Source organism: Paenochrobactrum gallinarii (genome assembly GCF_014205685.1).
GTDB lineage: Bacteria > Pseudomonadota > Alphaproteobacteria > Rhizobiales > Rhizobiaceae > Paenochrobactrum > Paenochrobactrum gallinarii.
Window position 1 is genome coordinate 37,008 of the sequence record NZ_JACIIU010000002.1, and the last position, 20,052, is coordinate 57,059.

Sequence of the window (20,052 nt, forward strand, 5' to 3'; positions counted from 1 at the left end):
AATGTCGCTCCATAAAACCCCAGCAATAATAAAACTGCTGTGGTTGCTGATAACTGGAAGAACTCAGTCTCCTGCATGCAAATATTTTCCTTCTTTTAGCCTTTTCCGCCATGCCAACAGACAATCTGAAAAAGACTCATGCCAATCCGGTCGCGTTTCTGCTCATCAAAGCAAAAACACGCTGAAACAGGCTTCAAAAGACGCCGAAAACAAATTCAGCCCGAGCAGAAGCAATGCCGCGATCAACAGCATTAAAACGGGCAAAAAACACATAACTCGCAACCATCAATGGTGGCTAAACCTTAAACGCTCAAAGAAAAAACGCTACGGAAAGAACATCCGTGTAAAAGGCTGCCACAAAGACGAGCTTATGTTCCTGACATATCCTTCAAAGGAGCCATTATGTCAGGTTCGGGATATGCTTCGGCAAATGAAGCCCGACCGCCTGAATGCAGCCAGATAGAGACAATATAATGCAGCATAAGATGCGCCTGTCTCAGTAGTGATCCCACTGCGTCTCAATGTTGTGAGCCGCACACTACGATTCGACTTTATGTTTTTTTTGCGGCTAAGTCCACCCTGTAAACTCAACCAATGAATAAATGCAAATTTTCAATACAATATTTTGAAATAAAAATACCGCATATCTGATCCTGAAATCAGTATTATGCGGTATTTTAAAAAACGCTTAATTACTTAAGCTGACAACAAAGAATTACTTACTCTTATTGTCTGCAACTGGTTCGGCTTTATTACGAACATCAGCAATGGTTGTACGCAATACTTTAATACGTACACCTTCAGCAATTTCAACTTCCAGTTCACCATCATCAGAAACCTTGGTCACTTTACCAAGAATACCGCCACCGGTTACGACGCTGTCGCCACGACGAATTGCGGACAACTGTTCCTGTCGCTTCTTCATCTGTGCGCGCTGAGGGCGGATAATGAGGAAGTACATAACAACAAAGATGAGAACGAACGGCAAAATGCTCATGAGCATATCAGGGCCAACCGGTGAACCTGCTGCTTGTGCGTAGGCCGGAGTGATGAACATGCGGGATATCTCCTTTAAAACCTCAATCAAAAGGCAATTAATATCGGCATTACAATGGTTATTGCGGCAATTGCAACCGTTGCAAAGCAATAGAGTTACCTTTTCCCTTATCGATTGCCATGTTACACCTCTTTTCAGCCACTGAATAACAAAATGGGTGTTTAAAATCGCTCAGGCTCAATAATGTCATGAAACCGTGGCCTAGACTGGAAAATGGATGAGTAATTATAGTCCTACAACTAACACGCTTGAACAAAAGCTTGATCGTCTTATTGCAGCTGTTGAGCGTTTATCCGCCCCTCTGCCTGCCGCACCTGATTTCGAGCAGGCCGATTGCTTCGTCTGGGAACCGGAGCAAACCTATTTGGCACCTGTCGAATCCGTCAATCGCGTTGATATTGACCTGATTCAGGGGGTCGATCTGGTGCGTGATCAATTGGTGGAAAACACAACCCGCTTTGCCAAAGGTTATCCGGCTAATAACGTGCTGTTATGGGGCGCACGTGGTATGGGTAAATCTTCGCTTGTCAAAGCATCCCATGCCAGAATCAATGCAGCACGCGGCGACGAACCAGCATTAAAGCTGATTGAAATTCACCGTGAAGATATTGATTCATTGCCGGCATTGATGAACCTCATCAAAAAAGCGCCTTACCGCTTCATATTGTTTTGCGATGATTTGTCGTTTGACCATGATGACACATCATACAAATCACTAAAAGCAGCGCTTGATGGCGGCGTTGAAGGCCGCTCTTCCAATGTGATCTTCTATGCAACATCCAATCGCCGCCATTTAATGCCGCGAGATATGATTGAAAATGAGCGCTTAAGCGCCATTAATCCATCAGAAGCGATTGAAGAGAAGGTTTCACTCTCGGATCGCTTTGGTCTGTGGCTCGGCTTTCATAAATGCAGCCAGGATGATTATCTGGCAATGATCGACGGCTACGCCGCCCATTACAAGCTACCGGTTGAGCAGGAACAATTGCATCGCGAAGCCCTCACCTGGTCTGCTACCCGCGGCCATCGTTCAGGCCGTGTTGCATGGCAGTTTATTCAGGATCTGGCCGGGCGCTTGCGCGTTCACATCTGATAAAATATAGAAACAAGAAAAAAGCCCCGAAAGAGTTTATCTTTCAGGGCTTTTTCTTGAATTGACGCTAAAATATCAGCTTTCGAGATATTTATTCGGATTAACCGGCGTTGAATTCTTACGCACTTCAAAATGCAGTTTTGGTGATTTTGCATTACCAGTCATACCGGATTTAGCAATTTCATCACCACGACGCACTTTCTGGCCGCGTTGTACGGTAATAGCACTATTATGGCCATAAACAGTCACCAGTCCATTATCATGGCGGATCAGCACCGTATTGCCAAATTCCTTCAGCCCATCGCCTGAATAAATCACAACGCCGTTTTCAGCGGCCTTAACAGGTGTGCCTTCCGGTACCATAATGTCGATACCGTCATTAACGGCTGTGCCCTCACGCTGACCATAGCTGGACAGGATGCGGCCCCGCACAGGCCAGCGCATCTGCGAAATACCGGTTGAAGACGGCGCGATAGACGCATCTTTCTGCGCATCTTCAATCACCTGATTGCTGGCTTTTGGCGGTGTGTAAGGCTTCACATCATTGGTTTGATTACTCGCAGCCGGCGCTTTCTTGGTTGCATCAACCGCATTTTGCTGCGGGGCAACAGACGCTACCTGCTGAGGTGCAGTCACTGCACCTTTAGGCGGAATGATCAAAGACTGGCCAACACGGATAGCCCCATTGCTTAAACCATTCGCCTTTTTCAGCTCATCAACCGAAATGCCGTGGCTTTGTGCAATTGCATTTAAAGAATCACCGGCTTTAACGGAATAACCGCCAGACTGAATAGCCGTTTTAGCAGCAGCAACATTTTGCTGAACCGTTGTCGCAGAAGCCGGAATCTGCCCCAGAACCTGCTCCTTAGCGCCAGCCAACTGGCCTTGCGCAACCGTTCCAGCGGCAGCAAGCACAGCACCTCCTGCCGGAATTTTCAGTGTCTGGCCGATTTTGATATTGTTGGCGTCGGTAATACCATTGGCCTGCATCAACACGGCAGGGCTTACACCTGCACGACGCGCAATACCATAAAGGGAATCACCGGACTGGACGACCATGCTGCTTGCAGCAGCACCTGCTGCGGCAGTCGCCTGACCAATCTGGCTATTCGCCTGATTGACCACATTTGTTCTTGCCTGATTATATTGGTCATTTGCCGATTGCTGAACGGAGGCAACGACAGAACCACTCGATACAGGCGGCAGCTCATTACGCTGCACACTGCCTGACGAAACCGGCTGCACCGATGCTGTATAACCGCCATCAACTTGCTGACCCGAACGATTAACAGGTGCCGATGGCGTCGCGGATGCATAAAGCCCGTCAGAAAAACGCATCGTATCGGCACTGCAACCCGCTGCAAATCCGGCGATCAGAACGATAGCGACGTTCCGCATCAGGCGCTCGGACGTTTGCTGTAAAATTCTGATACGCATTTTGAACCCGTCCATACTCAAACTCTATAGACTGATTAAAACCCGTTAATGTTACTCTCTGGTTAAAATTCGTAAATTCGGGGAAAAATATTTATAAATTAGATACCATAAGGCTGAAATCGGCCGAAAAAAACCGATAAACACCTGTTTTAGCTGAAATTTTCATAAAAACGCAAATAGCGGCATATCCATCACTCTCGCTTCGTAACGACGGATATCACTTTAAAAAAGTGAAACAAATCAACCATTCAGTTAAGAATCATTTTAAAGGACGGAAGAAAGCCCGTCGATAAACGGCTGATAGCGCACATAGAGCAAATCTTCCTGCTCAAAACGGCTGCCGACTTTTGACAATTTGGTCATCATCTGAACACCATCACCCGGCCCCACCGGCGCAATCAGCACGCCATGCGTTGCAAGCAGATCAATATAGTGTTTTGGCAATTCTTCAAAAGCAACCCATGAGACAATACGGTCAAACGGCCCGCCTGCCGCACCATGGCGACCATCGGCATGTTTGACGTTGATATTCTCAATCTGCAAGGCCTGAATACGGCTTCGCGCATGCTCGCAAAGGCTGCGATAACGATCAAGGCTTGTGACCCGTGTCGCCAACCGCCCCATCACAGCCGCAGTAAAGCCGGAGCCTGTACCAATTTCTAAAATACGGTGATTTTGCTCAATATTCAGCGCCGATAAAATACGGGTCTGCTCGTCAAGGCTTTCAATATACTCACCGCAAGGCAGCGGAATCGTGCGGGATGAATAAGCCAGATCCATCCAGTTCACATCAATGAAACTCTGGCGCTGCACAGACTCGATAGCAGCAAACAAACGCGGATCATGGAGCCCGATTGCACGCATACGCAAAACGAATGCTGCAAAGCCCTCCCGTTCCGACATTTTTGGCCGCTTATGTGCAGAAGCCCGATTCATCGTTTCGCTCCGTAACCAGAGCGATTGCACCGCTCCGGATTTTTTTAAAAATCTGCCGGACATTGATAAGTCCGGCAGATCTTCTTTATCCGAAAAAACTTAAATTACTTTTTCGATTTTTGTCATGCCGCCCATATAAGGCACCAGCACGTCAGGAACGATAATGCTGCCATCTTCCTGCTGATAGTTTTCAATCACCGCAATCAACGCACGGCCAACCGCTACACCTGAGCCATTGAGTGTATAAACGTGACGGGTGTTTTTCTCGCCTTCAACGCGGTAGCGCGCATTCATGCGGCGGCCTTGGAAATCACCGCAAACCGAGCAACTGGAAATTTCGCGATAGGTCTTCTGACCCGGAATCCATGCTTCAATATCGTAGGTTTTCTGAGCGCCAAAGCCCATATCGCCCGTGCAAAGCACAACGGTGCGGAACGGAATATCAAGACGCTTCAGCACTTCTTCGGCACAAGCAGTCATGCGCTCATGTTCGTCAATGGCGTTTTCAGCATTAGTGATCGATACCATTTCCACCTTGAGGAACTGGTGCTGACGCAGCATACCGCGGGTATCACGGCCAGCCGAACCAGCTTCCGAACGGAAGCAAGGGGTCAATGCCGTAAAGCGCAGCGGCAATGTACGGCCATCAAGAATTTCCTGCGCCACCAGATTGGTCAGCGGCACTTCCGAGGTCGGGATCAGCCAGCGGCCGTCAGTGGTGCGGAACAGGTCTTCAGTAAATTTTGGCAACTGGCCGGTGCCATACATAGCTTCATCACGCACCATCAGCGGTGGCATCACTTCCGTGTAGCCATGCTCAGTCGTGTGCAGATCCAGCATAAACTGACCAAGAGCGCGTTCAAGACGTGCCAAAGCGCCAGTCAAAACGGTGAAGCGTGAACCGGCAATTTTAGCCGCACGTTCAAAATTCATCAGGCCAAGATTTTCACCAATTTCGAAATGCTCTTTCGGATCAAAGGCAAAGTTCTTCTGACTGCCAACGCGGCGAATTTCCACATTGTCGTTTTCATCCTGACCAAGAGGCACGGATTCCAACGGAATATTCGGCAATGTTGAAAGCGCAGTGGTCAGTTCCTGATTAAGGCGACGCTCTTCTTCCTCAGCTTCACTTAAGAAATTTTTCAGCTCGCCTACTTCTGCTTTCAGCTTTTCGGCTGTTTCCATATCTTTGGAAGCCATCGCCTTGCCGATTTCTTTGGATGCAGCATTGCGGCGTTCCTGCGCTTCCTGCACCTTAGCAATGTGCAGACGGCGCTGTTCGTCCAGCGCAATCAAATGCGCGGATTGAGGAGCAACACCACGTTTTTGCAAAGCTGCATCGAAACCTTCAGGGTTTTCGCGGATCCATTTGATATCATGCATGAGAAAAGCCGTTTCACAAAAATTATACACTATAAGGATCGCCCGCCTATAACGGGTGATCCTTAATTCTTTTTAGCCGATTTTACTCTTCAGATGAACTTTCATCTGTATTGTTATTTTCTGCTCTTTTACGCTCAATCATTCGAGCCATAATAATCGAAACTTCATAGAGCAGAATGGTCGGAATTGCCAAGCCGATCTGGCTGGCCGGGTCTGGCGGTGTCAAGACAGCGGCCACCACAAAGGCAATCACAATCGCATATTTGCGCTTGTCTTTAAGGCCTTGCGAGGTCAGTAAACCAGCCCGCGCCATCAGACTGGTGACAACCGGCAACTGGAACACCAGACCGAATGCCACGATAAGCGTCATGATGAGGCTCAAATATTCAGACACTTTAGGCAACAGCGAAATCTGCACCTCACCGCCGCCGCCTGCCTGCTGCATGGCAAGGAAGAACCACATCACCATCGGAATAAAGAAGAAATAGACCAGCGCCGCACCAAAAATAAACAATAAAGGTGAGGCTATCAAAAATGGCAGAAATGCCATTCTTTCGTGTTTATAGAGACCAGGCGCCACAAATTTATAGATCTGCGATGCAATGATCGGGAAAGCCAAAACAAGGCCGCCAAACATTGCAACCTTCACCTGCGTGAAGAAAAATTCTTGTGGCGCAGTATAGATCAGCTCGGCCTTGGAGCGATCCAAACCTGCCCAATCAATCGCCCATTGATATGGTACAACAAGCAGATTGAACAATTGCTTGGCAAAGGCAAAACACAGAACAAAGGCGACAAAAAACGCCAAGATCGCCCAGATCAGACGGCGACGCAGTTCAATCAGGTGCTCAAGGAGCGGAGCTGCGCTCTGCTCAATCTCATCTTCGTTTTTGGTCACTCATTCGTTCCTGTCGTTTTTGCAGCAGGTTTTTTAGCGCTCGCCTTTGGAGCCGGTGCTTTTTTCGCAGGTGCCTTTTTAGGCGCTGCCGGTGCTGCATCAGCGGTCTTAACAGCAGCTTTCGTTGCTGGCGCTTTAGCAACGGATGCCTTAGGCGCTGCTTTAGCTTTCGGTGCGGCCTTAGCTTTAGCTGTTGCTTTTTCAGCCGCTTTGGCTGGTTTCGCAGCTTCTGCTTTCACCTCTTCAGGTAAATTCTTTCTTACAGCCTCGGCAATCGCATCTGCCGGTGATTTCACCTCACTTACAGGTGCCGACACCACTGGTTCAGCCGCCGGAGCTATATCCGCTGACTCACTTGCTTTTTCAGCATCTTTATAAATGGAGGAATCAACCGGCTTTACAGATTGCTCAGGTTTTGGCGATTGATTAAGACTTGCCTTCAGATCATTACCCGCAGAGCGGATCGGATCAAAAACCTGTGTCATTTTTCCGCGCGGGTCGAGCTTGCGGGTCTCATCAATGATGGTTTTCACATCATCCAGCTCTGCCTCTTTCAAAGCATCATCAAACTGACGTTTAAACTCATTGGCGGTGGTGCGCATGCGCGACGTAGCCTTGCCGAATGCACGCAGCATTTTGGGCAAATCTTTCGGCCCGACAATCACAATCATCACGACTGCGATCACAAGAATTTCGGTCCAACCAACATCAAGCATTTTATACCCTCGCGCTTATCTGCGCTTTTATCCCGATAGCCGGCAGACAAAAAGCCTGATCTTTTATTTAAGTAAATAATAAAACCACGCTTAATAAAACAGTAAAGTGCTGCAAACCAAGGCGCAATAAACAAAACAGCAGACAGAAGAGTGATTACAGCCAATCTGTTTGACTGCAATCACTCAAAAGCAATTATGACTTTGTGGTCTTTTTTGCAGGACGAGCCACTTCTTCCGCATCGTTTTCGATGGTTTTGCCGTCATCTTTGGTTTCGTCGTCGTTCATGCCCTGCTTAAAGTTTTTAATACCTTTAGCAACATCACCCATCAATTCAGGGATTTTGCCACGGCCAAACAACAACAACACAACAGCAAGCACGATCAGCCAATGCCAGATTGAAAAACTACCCATGATATTCCTCTCTTTGCCGCACTTGCTACGGCACTAAAACGTGATTAATCCGATTTAATCATTTTGGCGCTATCTTTCAAACAGAACTATCACAGTGTCCAGTCCTGAGCGCGCCTCCTCACCGGATTTTTTTCAGCCAAAACACCCTATTTCATAAGTTTAGCGGCAACAAAAGCATTTGTTTTGTTATTTTAGCATAAATTATGCTGATAATCTTTTTTTGTGAAAAGCAGCATACCAGCCATAGCCAGAATGACTTAATCAAACACCGTGTGATTTGCGTATAACTAAAGCCTTTAAAACACTAGCGACACCATGCGCGAAGTCTCTGTTTGATTCGTAACTTGAAGGCTTAATCATCGCTGTCGAGCGGTGTCAGCAGCCCCATTTCCCCGACATTTACCTCATCAAGCGGCGCTTCATCAGCGGTTAATTCATCAAGATCAATATCCGGTGGTGCAATTTTGAAGCCTGCCGGAATACGGCCAGACAACAACCCTGCCCCGCGCAATTCTTCCAAACCCGGCAAATCGCGAATATCACTCAAACCAAAGTGATCAATAAATGCTTCGGTCGTGCCATAAGTGACAGGGCGACCAGGTGTGCGACGGCGGCCACGCAGTTTAATCCAGCCCGTCTCCATCAGCACATCCAGTGTGCCTTTAGAAGTTTCAACGCCGCGAATGTCTTCTAATTCCGCGCGCGTCACCGGCTGGTGATAGGCAATGATCGCCAAAACCTCCAAAGCAGCCCTTGAAAGCTTACGCTGCTGAACGATTTCCTTGCTCATCAAATGCGCCAGATCAGGCGCTGTGCGAAAACCCCATGCCTCACCGCGTTTAACCAGATTGACCCCGCGCACACGATAATCATGCTGCAAGCGCTCCAGCACCTTATCCAAGGCGATATTGGGTACACGTTCACTTAAAGCAGCCAATGAAACCGGTTGAGCGGATGCAAAAATAATCGCCTCCACTTTGCGCACAGCTTCATCAAACTTCAGCCGTTCCGCCGCCTCAGCCGCGCTTAACTGTTCCGGTTGATTGACGCCCGGCACATCAGAGAATTCGCTCAATTATCTTCTCCCGTTTCCTTGGTCGCTTTGGCTGGCTTTGACGCCTTGCGCATGAAAATCGGCTCAAAGGCCGATGTTTGTTTGATTTCAAGTTTGCCTTCACGCACCAGCTCAAGGCTTGCAGCAAAAGAACTGGCAAGCGCTGAAACACGCTGATCAGGTGCAATCAAATAACGGATCAAAAACTGATCAAGCACCACCCAATCCCCGATCTCGCCGATCATTCCGGTCAGAATATCACGCGCTTCTTTGAGTGACCACACGGCTCGCGAAGTGATTTCCACCTGCGTGACAGACATGCGCTGGCGCTGCGTCGTATAGGCTGAAAGCAATTCATAGAGTGACGCTTCAAACAGGCTGGTTTTATCGACAATCACCATTTCCGGTGCACCGCGTTTAAACTCTTCCCGCCCCAACTGGTTGCGGTTGACAAGACGTACAGCCGCCTCACGCATCGCCTCCAATCGCTTGAGGCGGAATTGCAGCATGGCCGCAAGCTCCTCACCCGTTTCACCTTTATCATCGGCTTGTTTCGGGATCAGCAATTTGGACTTTAAAAAAGCCAGCCATGCCGCCATCACCAGATAATCCGCTGCAAGCTCCAGTCTCAAAACCCGCGCCTGATCAATGAATTCAAGATATTGTTCGGCAAGCGACTGCACAGAAATGCGGGTGAGATCCACCTTCTGGCTACGCGCCAGATGCAGCAGCAAATCCAGCGGCCCTTCAAAACCCTCAATATCAATTTGTAGCGGCGGATCGTCAGATGCGTCGCTATCCTGCCACAACACCTCAAGCGGCGCTATGGTGTCTGATATCGGGGCTTTGGGGTCTGCCACTGGCACTCATCCACATTTCAATCAGGCTTCAACACTAAAAATACCTGCAAATTCTGCACGCAGCTCTTCCTCATTGGAAAGGTCAGGCTCACCGACATAAGACAATGCCAGATCGGCACGTCGTTTTGCCTTGCCTTCCAGCTTGATGGTCCGTGCAGCAACTTTTTGCATTTCTTCCATATCGCCGCTGCAATGCAGCACGATATCACAACCAGCTGTAATAATCGCCTCAGCCAGATCACCAAGATCGCCCGACAGAGCTTTCATGGAAATATCATCGCTGATGACCAGACCGTCAAATTCCAGCACATCACGGATAATAGTTCTGATAACCGTATCCGACAAAGTGGCCGGATAATCAGGATCAATTGCCTCAAACACCACATGTGCTGTCATCGCCATCGGCAAATCATTGAGCGCTTTAAACGGCACAAAATCATGTGCAACCAGTTCGGCAAGCGGCACAGTAACGCGCGCAAGTTCTTTGTGTGTATCGCAAAAAGCACGGCCATGCCCAGGCATATGTTTTACCACCGGCAACACGCCGCCGGCCAGCAAACCTTCCGCACTCTGGCGGCCAAGCAGCGCCACCACTTCTGGATCGTAAGCATAAGCACGGCTGCCAATCACTTCATGTGCACCCTCCACCGGCACATCCAGCACCGGCATGCAGTTCACATTCACTCCAACCGACAACAAATCAAAAGCATGCAATCGTCCAAGCAGCCAAGCGGCTCGCAGACCATGCTCCGGATTACGCTTGTAAACATCACCGATCATTTGCGCAGACGGATAATCAGGCGCCAGTGGCGGACGCAGACGCTGCACTCGGCCACCCTCCTGATCGATGAAAATCGGCAGATCAGAACGTCCTGTAGCATCACGCATGGATGTGGTCAGTTCGTTTAACTGCTCAAGACTTTCCACATTGCGGGCGAAGAGAATTGCGCCCCAAGGGTTCACATCGCGAAAGAACGTAAATTCTTCTGCGCTAAGCTCAGTACCAGCAACACCTGCAATCATCGCCCTGCACTTGCCCATGCGATCTGCCCCTTATGTTAAAATGTTCAATCACTATTCCGGTTAGCATATCCGCAAGGGATGATGCAAAAGATAAACAAAGGGCTCACTCTTGCAAGAGTGAGCCCTTTAGAAATGTCATAATATCTCTACAATATTTTTTGACGGCAGCTGACCGCCAATCATTATTGTCTGTTTACTGCGTTACGAAGCAACTGCCACCGGCATTTTTATAACGTTCACACAATGCGTTGGCATCAGCCTTCGAGCCAGCGGCAATACGAACACGGTAATAAGTACCCTTGCCCGGAATGTCGGCCTTACGAATATCGACAGCACGACCACCAATGACGCTCGCATATTTCTGACCCATTGTTGCAAAAGATTTTTGCGCAAGTTCTGCAGAAGGCTGCGATGCGATCTGGATATAATAGCTGCCCGCTGCAGGAGCTGCCGGCGTTTCTGTCACTGCCGGTGCCACTGGTGTTGTCGTACCCACAACCGTTGTTGGCTGCTGAGCCGGGCGGGACGGAGCAACCGGTACTTGTGCCGGTGGTGTGAAGGTCTGTGTTTCCACAGGGCGTACCGGTGCAACTGGTGTGCTTGTTTGCGTATTATTTTCCGGTGCATTAATCACATCAGCTGGTGTCAGCGGTGCGGATTCAATGATGTTTTCCGGTGTCAGCTCTTCCAGTTCAGGCGCTACAGGTGTTACAGGACGCGGCGTGTCGACAGGGTTTTGTACGATTGTACCATCCGGACGCACAACCATGGTCTGCACAGGGCGCGACGCAATCAGCGGAGCTTCTTCAGCCGGAGCATTGTTGCTGGTTGCAGTGACTGTGTCATTGCGCTCTTCATCAATGCTGCCAAACTCATCTTCGTTAGTGGCCAGATCAACCGGATCCTCCTGCGCGCTGACCAGAGATTTTTGCTCCGGATTCTGCGGAATTGTACCCGCAACGCGCTCATAAACAGCCTTGTCCTGATTAGGCACAGTTGCGCCACCCGGATTTTCCGGCTGCATTTTCACAGGCTGATTATCAGAGCGAATAATAACCGGATCACCCGAAGTAATTCCGCCACCAATAAAGTGATACGCAATGCCGCCGATCAGCACCAGAACACCGGCAGCAGTTGCAAGCAACATACCGCGGCGACCACGCACCGGACGTTCACGATAAGCATCTGCGGCAGCCCCCAGATCTTCACCAATACCGTAAGGGGCAGTTTCGGGAGCAGATGGTCCTGCACCATTATTGCCATCTGCCCAATGATTGTAAAAATCATCCTGACTGCCTGAGGAGGATGTCTGTGCATCGGCTTGACGACGACCTGCTAATCCGGCAACGGCAGCACCTGCTGCAAGTCCGGCTGCCGCGCCTGCTGTTGAGGCAGACGGGGCAAAATCAGCATAGCTCTCGCGGAAAATATCTTCAAAAACACGATCAGCTGATGCTGCTGCATCATTAGCTGCCGGCTGTGTCTCCTCAACGCTGATCGCGCTGAAAACATCGGCAAATTCTGCTTCAAGCTGGTTGAGACCGGCATTTTCCGGTTCGTCATAATATGGCACTTCAGGCAGATCGAGCGGCTGTGTCTGCTCAACTTTTGCTTCCGAAACGCTCATCGTTGCCACATCAGGCGCAGGAGCAGTAAAGCTTGAACGCTGCGCCGCATAATGCGGGAAAGGCGCTGGCTTGCGCTCATCTTCTGAAATCGCATGGGCGAAGGTCAGTGGTGCTTCTGCTTCTCTTGTTGATGCACTTGACGCAGTTTCATCAACCGAGAAATCAAAATCCTGATCGGAGAAGAAATTATCTGCCTGCACTTCTTCAGCAGCCTCTTCCGGCTGAACTTTGTCTTTTTCCCAAGCAAAATAGCTCTGTGCCGACAATTCGCGCTCAATGGCTTCCGAGAAGTTCTCGTCATCCAGTTCAAATGCATCTTCTTCAGGCAGATCAGCAAGGGTTGCTTCAAACTCGGCCGAAGCCTGATTAAGCGCGTTCAGCTCAATGTCACTTGGCTCAACAGCAAAGGAGGTATCATCAAAGAACATATCCTGCGGCGGCGCATCATTGGAATGAAGCGCAGGTGCTGAAGCAACTGGTTCTTCATTATAGCCAGGCTCTTCAGCATAATATGGCTCGGCAGCAAAGCTTGGCGCTTCGGCAAAAGATGGCTCATCATATGCGTTTTGAGTGAATGCAGGCTGAAAATTGCCACCTTCAATGGAAGATTGCGCAGCAAAATCATCAATGCTCTGCTCTGCTTCATAGCTCTGCCCGACATTGTCAAAAGATGTCAACGGCGCTTCATCATGCTCGGCATAAACCGGTTCCGGTGCCTCATAAGCCTCTTCATAAACAGGCTCACCGGCTGCCTGATATGGTTCAGCTGCGTAAACCGGTGCAGGCGCTGCCGCAGCAGGTGCATCATCACCAAAAAGCAAATTCGCTAATTCATCTTCCAGTGATGCAGCAGGAACAGCAGGCGCCGGAGCCACATATTCCGGCTCTTCTACGGATGCGAATTGTGGCTCTGCCCCATAAGAATAAATATCATTGCTCTGCCCGCCAAGCGAACGGCTGGACAGCACATCTTCATGACCTGACAAAGCTGATGCCAGTTCACTTTCCAAATCAGCATTAAAGCCGTGATCGGCATAAGAATAAGGCACATCAGCTTCAGGCTGTGCAGGACTTTCATAGCTTTCAGCCACCGGCTCATCCGCCTGCTCTGTCGTAGCTGGCTGCGACTGCAAATGCTGGGTCAGGCTGCCATAACCATGCGAACCCTGATTGTAACTGGCATAGCTGCGCGCTGACGCGCTTCTATAACTGTCTCGGTAATTATCCGCGGCCATGGTGGATGCGGGCGTCACAGGTGCAGGTGCGGCTGGTTCCGGTGAAACCGTCTCCGCAAAAACATCCGGCACATCCTGCGCAAAAAAATCATCATCCAGTCCGCCAGCTAATTCACGTTCCAGATCGATAGCGAACATGTCGTCCGACGGGGGTGTTGTATCCTGGTGCTTCGACTGAGCCGAAAACAAATCATCAAATCCACCGATCTGCGAAAGCTGCATCAGCGGATCATCTTCTTCCTGCACCGGACGCTCGCCGTTGCCGCGGGCTTTATAACTGCTGTCCGTCATGACTTCTTCCTAACTCATACCCTAAAGATATCACCCGATATCTGTAACCATTGCAAATACCAGTGCAATGTGGGCAAAAGTTGACGGTAGTTTCCCATCGAAACCAGCAGAACAAAGCTTCATGACAAAGCTCCGTTCTGCAAGTATTCAACTATGGCCTCACAAGCATATCCCGAACTTTTTCATGTCCGGTTATTTTACCTGATCAGCGCATTTCCGTCGGAGCATCCGCACCAATAATAGTCAGTCCGGATTTCAGAACGTCGGAAACAACCTGCACCAGCCCAAGCCTGGCAAGTGACAAGTTTGTATCGTTAACCTTGATAAAACGTAAATCTTGGTTTTCTGAACCTTTATTCCATTGAGAATGGAACGCAGAAGCCAGGTCATACAGGTAAAAAGCCAGTCTATGCGGCTCTTGATGACTAGAAGCCGCTTCAATAAGACGCGGATATTCTGCCAGCTTACGGATAAGCGCCAATTCACTTTCATCTGTTAAAAGACTTAAATGCGCCGCAAGTGATTCTTTTTCTATCGTCTCAATGCCCAATTGTTCCCGTGCCTGACGGAATACTGAATGGCAACGCGCCGATGCATATTGAACATAGAAAACCGGATTGTCTTTTGACTGTTCGGTGACCTTGGCAAAGTCAAAATCAAGTGCCACATCGCTCTTGCGATAAAGCATCATGAAACGCACCGGATCACGGCCAACTTCATCCACCACATCACGCAATGTAATGAACTCGCCTGCACGCTTCGACATGCGCACCGGTTCGCCGTCACGCAGCAGCTTTACCATCTGGCAAAGCAGCACAGTGAGCTTGGCCTTACCATCCGACACAGCGCGTGCCACAGCTTCCAGACGCTTGACATAACCGCCATGATCCGCGCCCAGCACATAGATCATTTCATCAAAGCCGCGATCATACTTATCTTTGAAATATGCAACATCAGCAGCAAAATAGGTGAATGAGCCGTCAGACTTCATCAAAGCGCGGTCGATATCATCGCCCACTTCGGTGGAGCGGAACAAAGTCTGCTCGCGATCTTCCCAATCATCCGGCAGCTGGCCTTTTGGCGGCGGCAGCTTGCCCTTATAAACATGACCTTTCATGGTCAGGTCATTGATGGTTGAGCGGATCGCCTGCGCATGATTGGCATGCAATGTCTTTTCCGAATAGAAAAGATCATGACGCACATTCAGCGCTTCAAGATCAGCGCGGATCATATCCATCATCGCTTTGATGGTGCGCTCTTTCAAAATCTCAAGGCGCTCATCTTCCTGCATTTCAAGCAACTTATTGCCAAACTCTTCAGCCAGTGCCTGACCGACAGGAACGAGATAATCGCCCGGATAAAGACCGGCCGGAATTTCACCAATCTCCTCGCCCAGCGCTTCGCGGTAACGCAAGAAAGCAGATTTTGCCACAACATCAATCTGCGCGCCCGCATCATTGATGTAATATTCTTTAGTGACATCATAGCCGCTGAAGGACAAAAGATTAGCCAGCACATCACCGACAACCGCACCACGGCAATGACCGACATGCATAGGACCTGTTGGGTTTGCCGATACATATTCCACATTGACCTTGCGGCCTTCACCCAAACCGGAGCGACCATAATCAGTGCCGGAAGCCAACATTGTGGCAAGGCCGCGCTGCCAATAGGCTGGCTTCAAACGCAAGTTGATAAAGCCCGGACCTGCAACATCCACCGACTCAACATCGCTGTCCTGACGTAAGGCTCCGGCAATTTTCTCGGCCAGGGCACGCGGATTTTCACCAACAGCCTTGGATAAAACCATCGCCGCATTGGTAGCAATATCACCATGGCTCGCATCGCGCGGCGGCTCAACACCAACGCGTGAAAGGTCTAAATCACCACCGTCTTTTGCTTTAAGATCAATGTCTTGCAGCGTTTTTTTGATACGTTCATCGAAATCTGTAAAGATATTCATGATCTGTCCTGTTTCGCAGAGGCACTCATCTTTTTAAGCTACCTCTCATGCATAAAATTCTCAAAGCAACCAGCAAGCTTTTGCCAACTCTTATCGATCGCGCTTAAAATCTTTTCCGCCCGATTAAGCCAATTCATCTGTTTGGTCAAACAATCGTCGATGCTCACGCAAAGCATAGTTGTCGGTCATACCGGAGATGAAGTCAGCAATATGTCTGGCTTTCTGAAGTTTTTCCAAGCCTTCCATCTTGGCCTGCCACTCATCGGGCATCTTTTCAGAGCTTGCCTGATAGAGATCAAACAAGTCCTGCACAACCTTGTCAGCGACCCTTCGTCGTCGGACAACGCTTTCATGGAAATACAGATTTTTAAACAAATAACGCTTCAACTCGCGCTCTTGTTCAAACATGGCTGGCGAGAAACCAACCAAAGCTGAAGAATGGTTGCGCACATCTTCAATGGATTGCGGCTGCAATGCCTCAATACGGCGGCGTGCTTCCCTGATCACATCCTCAACCATGACAGTGATCTGGCGGCGCACCAATTCATAGCCGACACGCGCATCATCAAGGTTTGGATATTTGCCCCGCACAATCGCAATCAGATCACGGGTAAGCCGGACATCCTCCAAGCCTTTCAGTGTCAAAAGCCCTGCCCGCAAGCCATCATCAATATCATGCGCATTATAGGCGATATCGTCAGCGATGGCTGCGCACTGCGCTTCCAGACTTGCAAAACTATCAAGCCGCAGATCATATTTGTCGTTAAAGTCAAGGATCGGTTGCGCCACGATCTCTTCCACTGCATAAGCGCCGGTCAGCGGCCCATTATGCTTGACCAAACCTTCCAGAGTCTCCCAGCTAAGGTTCAGCCCATCAAATTCCGCATAGCGATGCTCAAGCTTAGTGACAATGCGCAATGACTGCGCATTATGGTCGAAACCGCCATAGTCCTTCATCCGCTCATTCAGCGTATCTTCGCCGGTATGGCCAAATGGTGTGTGGCCAAAATCATGCACCAAGGCCACGGCTTCGGCCAAATCTTCATCCAGCCGCAAGGCACGCGCCAATGCCCGCGCAATTTGCGCCACTTCGATCGTATGGGTCAAACGAGTGCGATAGTGATCGCCCTCATGCGCGATAAAAACTTGTGTCTTATGTTTCAAACGGCGAAACGCATTGGAATGGATAATGCGATCACGGTCACGCTGATAGGGCGTGCGCGTCGGACTATCGGCTTCAGGCACCAAGCGCCCACGGCTTTTAGCCGGATCAGAGGCATAGCTCGCCCGCTCCCGATAGCCAAAACCAATTCCGTCCAAATTCTCCATTTTATCGCCCGCACTTCACTTTGATGCTGATTGCTTGCCGCAAATTGTCATGCTGCTTTCTATAGCACAAACATATTTCTGTCGCTTAAACTTTGATAAACGACATTTAATCACCATTGACACTTTACCGGTCAGTTCTTAGCTATCATAGATATGACATAAGATGTGCTGCGATATTATGATAATAGACGCAGTTTTTTATCCGGAGCAAACCATGACGGGTATATCCGTATCAGATTCAGCCGCCAAGCGGATCGCTAAAATTCTCAGCAGCGAGCCTGACAAATCAGCTTTGCGCGTTTCTGTTGAAGGCGGCGGCTGCACCGGTTTTTCATATAAATATGAACTGGTGAGCGATCAAGAAGACGATGATCTGGTGATTGAAAAAGCCGGATCAAAAGTGCTGATTGATGCTATCTCGCTGCCTTATCTGGATGGCTCGGTCATTGATTTTGTTGATGACCTGATGGGGCAATCATTCCAGATCCAAAATCCAAATGCCACCAGCTCTTGTGGTTGCGGCACCAGCTTCTCGATCTAAGCTGATTTTAAAAGCCTGATTGCAGGCTGATTTATCTGTGGCAAGCGCAACCATTCCCCCTATAGCGCTTGCCGTTCTCCTCACAATTCTCTATTCCTTATGCCATGAAAATAGCGACATGGAATATTAACGGCGTTAAAGCGCGTATCGACAATCTTCTGCATTGGCTGGAAGAATCATCCCCTGATATTGCCTGTTTGCAGGAAATCAAATCGGTGGATGAGTTGTTTCCACGGATGGAGATTGAAGCGCTCGGCTACCACGTGGAAACCCACGGCCAAAAAGGCTTTAACGGCGTCGCCATTCTCTCCAGGAAAACACCTGATGAAGTGACCCGCGGCTTGCCGGGCGATGATAGCGATGAGCAATCACGCTTTATTCAGGCGCAATTTTCAACCGATCAAGGTGTATTACGTGTTGTTTCGCTATATCTGCCTAACGGCAATCCGGTTGATACGGAAAAATACCCATACAAGCTCTCATGGATGAAGCGCCTGAACTCCTGGGCTGAAGAACAACTCGCCCTTGAAGAACCGCTTGTTCTTGCCGGTGACTATAATATTATACCGGAACCAAAAGACGCAGAAACACCTGCTGCATGGGTCAATGATGCGCTTTTTCTGCGCACATCACGCGTCCTGTTCCGCGAATTAGAAAATTTAGGCTTTAGCGATGCTTTCCGCGCCACTACTGATGCCGATAAGTCCTATTCGTTCTGGGATTATCAGGCTGGTGCATGGCAGAAAAATAATGGCATCCGCATTGACCATCTGATGCTTTCGCCTGAGGCCGCCGATCTTCTGGAAACAGTGGACATTGAAAAACATACGCGTGGCTGGGAAAAACCATCCGATCACGTGCCGGTCGTCATCACGCTGAAAAGCGCGTTCTAGACAAACGCTTTAAGAAACAAGGTAAGTTGATTATAAGCGCTCCATAGTGAGCGCTTTAAAAAAACATGCGCTTAGAAGTGCGCTCAGTTGCTTTCAGCCATCAGCCGAATATTAGTGCCCTGTCCCCAGCGTCCAGCCAGTGCAATCGCATTACGGCGATCAGCCTCACCTGCAATAGAGAAAGCCTGTTCCTGCATTTCGCGGATCCATGCTTTATCCTGCACAGCGCAATGCTCAAATGCCACAGTCAGCATCGCTAAGCCCTGCACGGTCTTTCCGGCCTGAAACAGCATATTGCCAAACATAGCCTGCGCATTGGCATGGCCTTTTTGCGCCGACAACTGGAACCAGCGCGCTGCCTGAACCGGATTGCGTTCACCGCCCTCACCATTCAGCAGCATTTTGCCCAACTCATATTGAGCAGCAGGATCACCAAAGCTGGACGCAGCCTGCACATAAAGATCACGCGCCATAGGTAAGTTGGAACGCACAGGTGTATCAGGAATGCCGCGACGTACATAACCGGCCAGTGCAGTCAGAGCATCTGCCACATAGGATTCATTCTGTGAGCCGGGGTCAACGCCATCACGCACAATTTTTTCAAAAATCTGGTAGGCCGCAAAATCATCTTCAGGCACACCGTCTCCGTCAGCATACATACGCGCCAGCTTCCAGTTTGCACCCGGATGCCCTTGCTCAGCCGCATAACGGAGCGCTTTAACAGCTTCGTCTTTATGACCACTTTTATAAGCAGAAAAGAAAACTTCAAAAGGATTATTGGATTTAGGCTTGTCCTGCACATCAAAGGCAAAGCCAGCCTGAGTGCTCGCTGCAATACTCAATAAAGCCAAGCCCAATACAGAGCCGCAGAAATGGCCCTTTCTTGGGAATGCAAAATTTTTCAAAGACATTGCAGTCAATTTCTCTTAATCCCGTTGGTCAAAGACGTAAGGTTCGTATCAGTCAAAACTATAATATGACTTATCGGCGACACTACGACTTTCGGATGGCAAAATAAGGCATCTTGATGTCACTTAACTTTACCGTCCAGATTTAAACCCTAGACTTAAACTCTGCGCTGAACGTGAATAAGTCGGTTATCATGCGCATTAATTAAACCTTTATCCCGCTTTGTGGCGGCATAGGGGCAAATAGCCCTTATCTGAACTTAATATAGTTTATAGAAAAAAACTGTTGCGGAATCGCCACATCAATCATTCAAGAAATTATGTTTAACAAAACCCAATCTCATATTTTGTAAATTGGACAAATTTCAACTTATAAAAACGAACGAAAACTCAAA

The 20,052-nt window shown here is 49.1% G+C and carries 18 protein-coding genes; 4 read left to right on the forward strand and 14 right to left on the reverse strand.

The features are described 5' to 3' along the window. The first annotated feature begins 1 nt into the window (after window position 1). Entirely contained in the window at window positions 2-463 is a 462-nt protein-coding gene (locus tag FHS77_RS02890; RefSeq protein WP_184220651.1) for a hypothetical protein, read from the forward strand. 252 nt (window positions 464-715) lie between these two features. Here the strand turns inward: FHS77_RS02890 and yajC are convergent, their stop codons facing one another. Continuing rightward, a complete protein-coding gene (gene yajC, locus FHS77_RS02895; protein ID WP_184219766.1) occupies window positions 716-1,057 on the reverse strand; it encodes a preprotein translocase subunit YajC in 342 nt (113 codons plus the stop codon). Between the two features lie 217 nt (window positions 1,058-1,274). Between yajC and FHS77_RS02900 the strand changes: the two genes are divergently transcribed. Further along, entirely contained in the window at window positions 1,275-2,150 is an 876-nt protein-coding gene (locus FHS77_RS02900; protein WP_184219769.1) for an ATP-binding protein, read from the forward strand. Window positions 2,151-2,225: 75 nt separating this feature from the next. Here the strand turns inward: FHS77_RS02900 and FHS77_RS02905 are convergent, their stop codons facing one another. The 12 genes from FHS77_RS02905 to FHS77_RS02960 all read right to left on the reverse strand — a co-directional run bounded on the left by FHS77_RS02905 (window position 2,226) and on the right by FHS77_RS02960 (window position 17,315). Further along, window positions 2,226-3,602, reverse strand: coding sequence for a LysM peptidoglycan-binding domain-containing M23 family metallopeptidase (locus FHS77_RS02905; RefSeq protein ID WP_184219772.1), 1,377 nt, complete (start codon window positions 3,600-3,602; stop codon window positions 2,226-2,228). Window positions 3,603-3,851: 249 nt separating this feature from the next. Next, the gene (locus FHS77_RS02910) at window positions 3,852-4,523 is read right to left on the reverse strand and encodes a protein-L-isoaspartate(D-aspartate) O-methyltransferase (RefSeq protein WP_184219775.1); all 672 of its coding nucleotides are present in this window, start codon (window positions 4,521-4,523) and stop codon (window positions 3,852-3,854) included. A gap of 99 nt (window positions 4,524-4,622) precedes the next feature. Further along, on the reverse strand, window positions 4,623-5,906 hold the full coding sequence (gene serS, locus FHS77_RS02915) for a serine--tRNA ligase (protein WP_184219778.1): 1,284 nt from the start codon (window positions 5,904-5,906) through the stop codon (window positions 4,623-4,625). An 82-nt stretch (window positions 5,907-5,988) separates the two neighbouring features. Next, a complete protein-coding gene (tatC, locus tag FHS77_RS02920) occupies window positions 5,989-6,804 on the reverse strand; it encodes a twin-arginine translocase subunit TatC (protein WP_184219781.1) in 816 nt (271 codons plus the stop codon). After that, on the reverse strand, window positions 6,801-7,520 hold the full coding sequence (gene tatB / locus FHS77_RS02925) for a Sec-independent protein translocase protein TatB (RefSeq protein ID WP_184219784.1): 720 nt from the start codon (window positions 7,518-7,520) through the stop codon (window positions 6,801-6,803). The genes tatC and tatB overlap by 4 nt, the downstream gene beginning before the upstream one ends. Window positions 7,521-7,713: 193 nt before the next feature. After that, window positions 7,714-7,932: a twin-arginine translocase TatA/TatE family subunit gene (locus tag FHS77_RS02930; protein ID WP_184219787.1), complete on the reverse strand. Its 219-nt coding sequence runs from the start codon at window positions 7,930-7,932 to the stop codon at window positions 7,714-7,716. Between the two features lie 352 nt (window positions 7,933-8,284). Beyond that, complete coding sequence (gene scpB, locus FHS77_RS02935; protein WP_184219790.1) at window positions 8,285-9,007, reverse strand: SMC-Scp complex subunit ScpB; 723 nt, start codon at window positions 9,005-9,007, stop codon at window positions 8,285-8,287. Then, window positions 9,004-9,852, reverse strand: a complete 849-nt coding sequence (locus FHS77_RS02940) for a segregation and condensation protein A (RefSeq protein ID WP_184219793.1) — start codon at window positions 9,850-9,852, stop codon at window positions 9,004-9,006. Before FHS77_RS02940 ends, scpB begins: the two co-directional genes overlap by 4 nt. 15 nt (window positions 9,853-9,867) lie before the next feature. Then, window positions 9,868-10,887, reverse strand: coding sequence for a beta-N-acetylhexosaminidase (gene nagZ, locus FHS77_RS02945; RefSeq protein WP_184219796.1), 1,020 nt, complete (start codon window positions 10,885-10,887; stop codon window positions 9,868-9,870). Window positions 10,888-11,062: 175 nt separating this feature from the next. Further along, entirely contained in the window at window positions 11,063-14,023 is a 2,961-nt protein-coding gene (locus FHS77_RS02950) for an SPOR domain-containing protein (RefSeq protein WP_184219798.1), read from the reverse strand. Between the two features lie 205 nt (window positions 14,024-14,228). Further along, a complete protein-coding gene (gene argS, locus FHS77_RS02955) occupies window positions 14,229-15,986 on the reverse strand; it encodes an arginine--tRNA ligase (RefSeq protein ID WP_184219801.1) in 1,758 nt (585 codons plus the stop codon). A gap of 123 nt (window positions 15,987-16,109) precedes the next feature. Beyond that, entirely contained in the window at window positions 16,110-17,315 is a 1,206-nt protein-coding gene (locus FHS77_RS02960) for a deoxyguanosinetriphosphate triphosphohydrolase (RefSeq protein WP_184219804.1), read from the reverse strand. 214 nt (window positions 17,316-17,529) lie between these two features. On the opposite strand from FHS77_RS02960, the gene erpA reads away from it, so the two are divergent. Continuing rightward, the gene (gene erpA, locus FHS77_RS02965; RefSeq protein WP_184219807.1) at window positions 17,530-17,856 is read left to right on the forward strand and encodes an iron-sulfur cluster insertion protein ErpA; all 327 of its coding nucleotides are present in this window, start codon (window positions 17,530-17,532) and stop codon (window positions 17,854-17,856) included. 104 nt (window positions 17,857-17,960) lie between these two features. Further along, window positions 17,961-18,749, forward strand: a complete 789-nt coding sequence (xth, locus tag FHS77_RS02970) for an exodeoxyribonuclease III (RefSeq protein ID WP_184219810.1) — start codon at window positions 17,961-17,963, stop codon at window positions 18,747-18,749. Window positions 18,750-18,832: 83 nt separating this feature from the next. Here the strand turns inward: xth and FHS77_RS02975 are convergent, their stop codons facing one another. Next, on the reverse strand, window positions 18,833-19,660 hold the full coding sequence (locus tag FHS77_RS02975; protein WP_184219813.1) for a tetratricopeptide repeat protein: 828 nt from the start codon (window positions 19,658-19,660) through the stop codon (window positions 18,833-18,835). Between the last annotated feature and the right edge of the window lie 392 nt (window positions 19,661-20,052).

Coding starts and splice junctions, on each gene's coding strand:
- FHS77_RS02890 (WP_184220651.1), top strand. CDS start 2: ATGTCGCTCCATAAAACCCCAGCAATAATAAAACTGCTGTGGTTGCTG.
- yajC (WP_184219766.1), bottom strand. CDS start 1,057: ATGTTCATCACTCCGGCCTACGCACAAGCAGCAGGTTCACCGGTTGGC.
- FHS77_RS02900 (WP_184219769.1), top strand. CDS start 1,275: ATGAGTAATTATAGTCCTACAACTAACACGCTTGAACAAAAGCTTGAT.
- FHS77_RS02905 (WP_184219772.1), bottom strand. CDS start 3,602: ATGGACGGGTTCAAAATGCGTATCAGAATTTTACAGCAAACGTCCGAG.
- FHS77_RS02910 (WP_184219775.1), bottom strand. CDS start 4,523: ATGAATCGGGCTTCTGCACATAAGCGGCCAAAAATGTCGGAACGGGAG.
- serS (WP_184219778.1), bottom strand. CDS start 5,906: ATGCATGATATCAAATGGATCCGCGAAAACCCTGAAGGTTTCGATGCA.
- tatB (WP_184219784.1), bottom strand. CDS start 7,520: ATGCTTGATGTTGGTTGGACCGAAATTCTTGTGATCGCAGTCGTGATG.
- FHS77_RS02930 (WP_184219787.1), bottom strand. CDS start 7,932: ATGGGTAGTTTTTCAATCTGGCATTGGCTGATCGTGCTTGCTGTTGTG.
- nagZ (WP_184219796.1), bottom strand. CDS start 10,887: ATGGGCAAGTGCAGGGCGATGATTGCAGGTGTTGCTGGTACTGAGCTT.
- FHS77_RS02950 (WP_184219798.1), bottom strand. CDS start 14,023: ATGACGGACAGCAGTTATAAAGCCCGCGGCAACGGCGAGCGTCCGGTG.
- argS (WP_184219801.1), bottom strand. CDS start 15,986: ATGAATATCTTTACAGATTTCGATGAACGTATCAAAAAAACGCTGCAA.
- FHS77_RS02960 (WP_184219804.1), bottom strand. CDS start 17,315: ATGGAGAATTTGGACGGAATTGGTTTTGGCTATCGGGAGCGGGCGAGC.
- erpA (WP_184219807.1), top strand. CDS start 17,530: ATGACGGGTATATCCGTATCAGATTCAGCCGCCAAGCGGATCGCTAAA.
- xth (WP_184219810.1), top strand. CDS start 17,961: ATGAAAATAGCGACATGGAATATTAACGGCGTTAAAGCGCGTATCGAC.
- FHS77_RS02975 (WP_184219813.1), bottom strand. CDS start 19,660: ATGTCTTTGAAAAATTTTGCATTCCCAAGAAAGGGCCATTTCTGCGGC.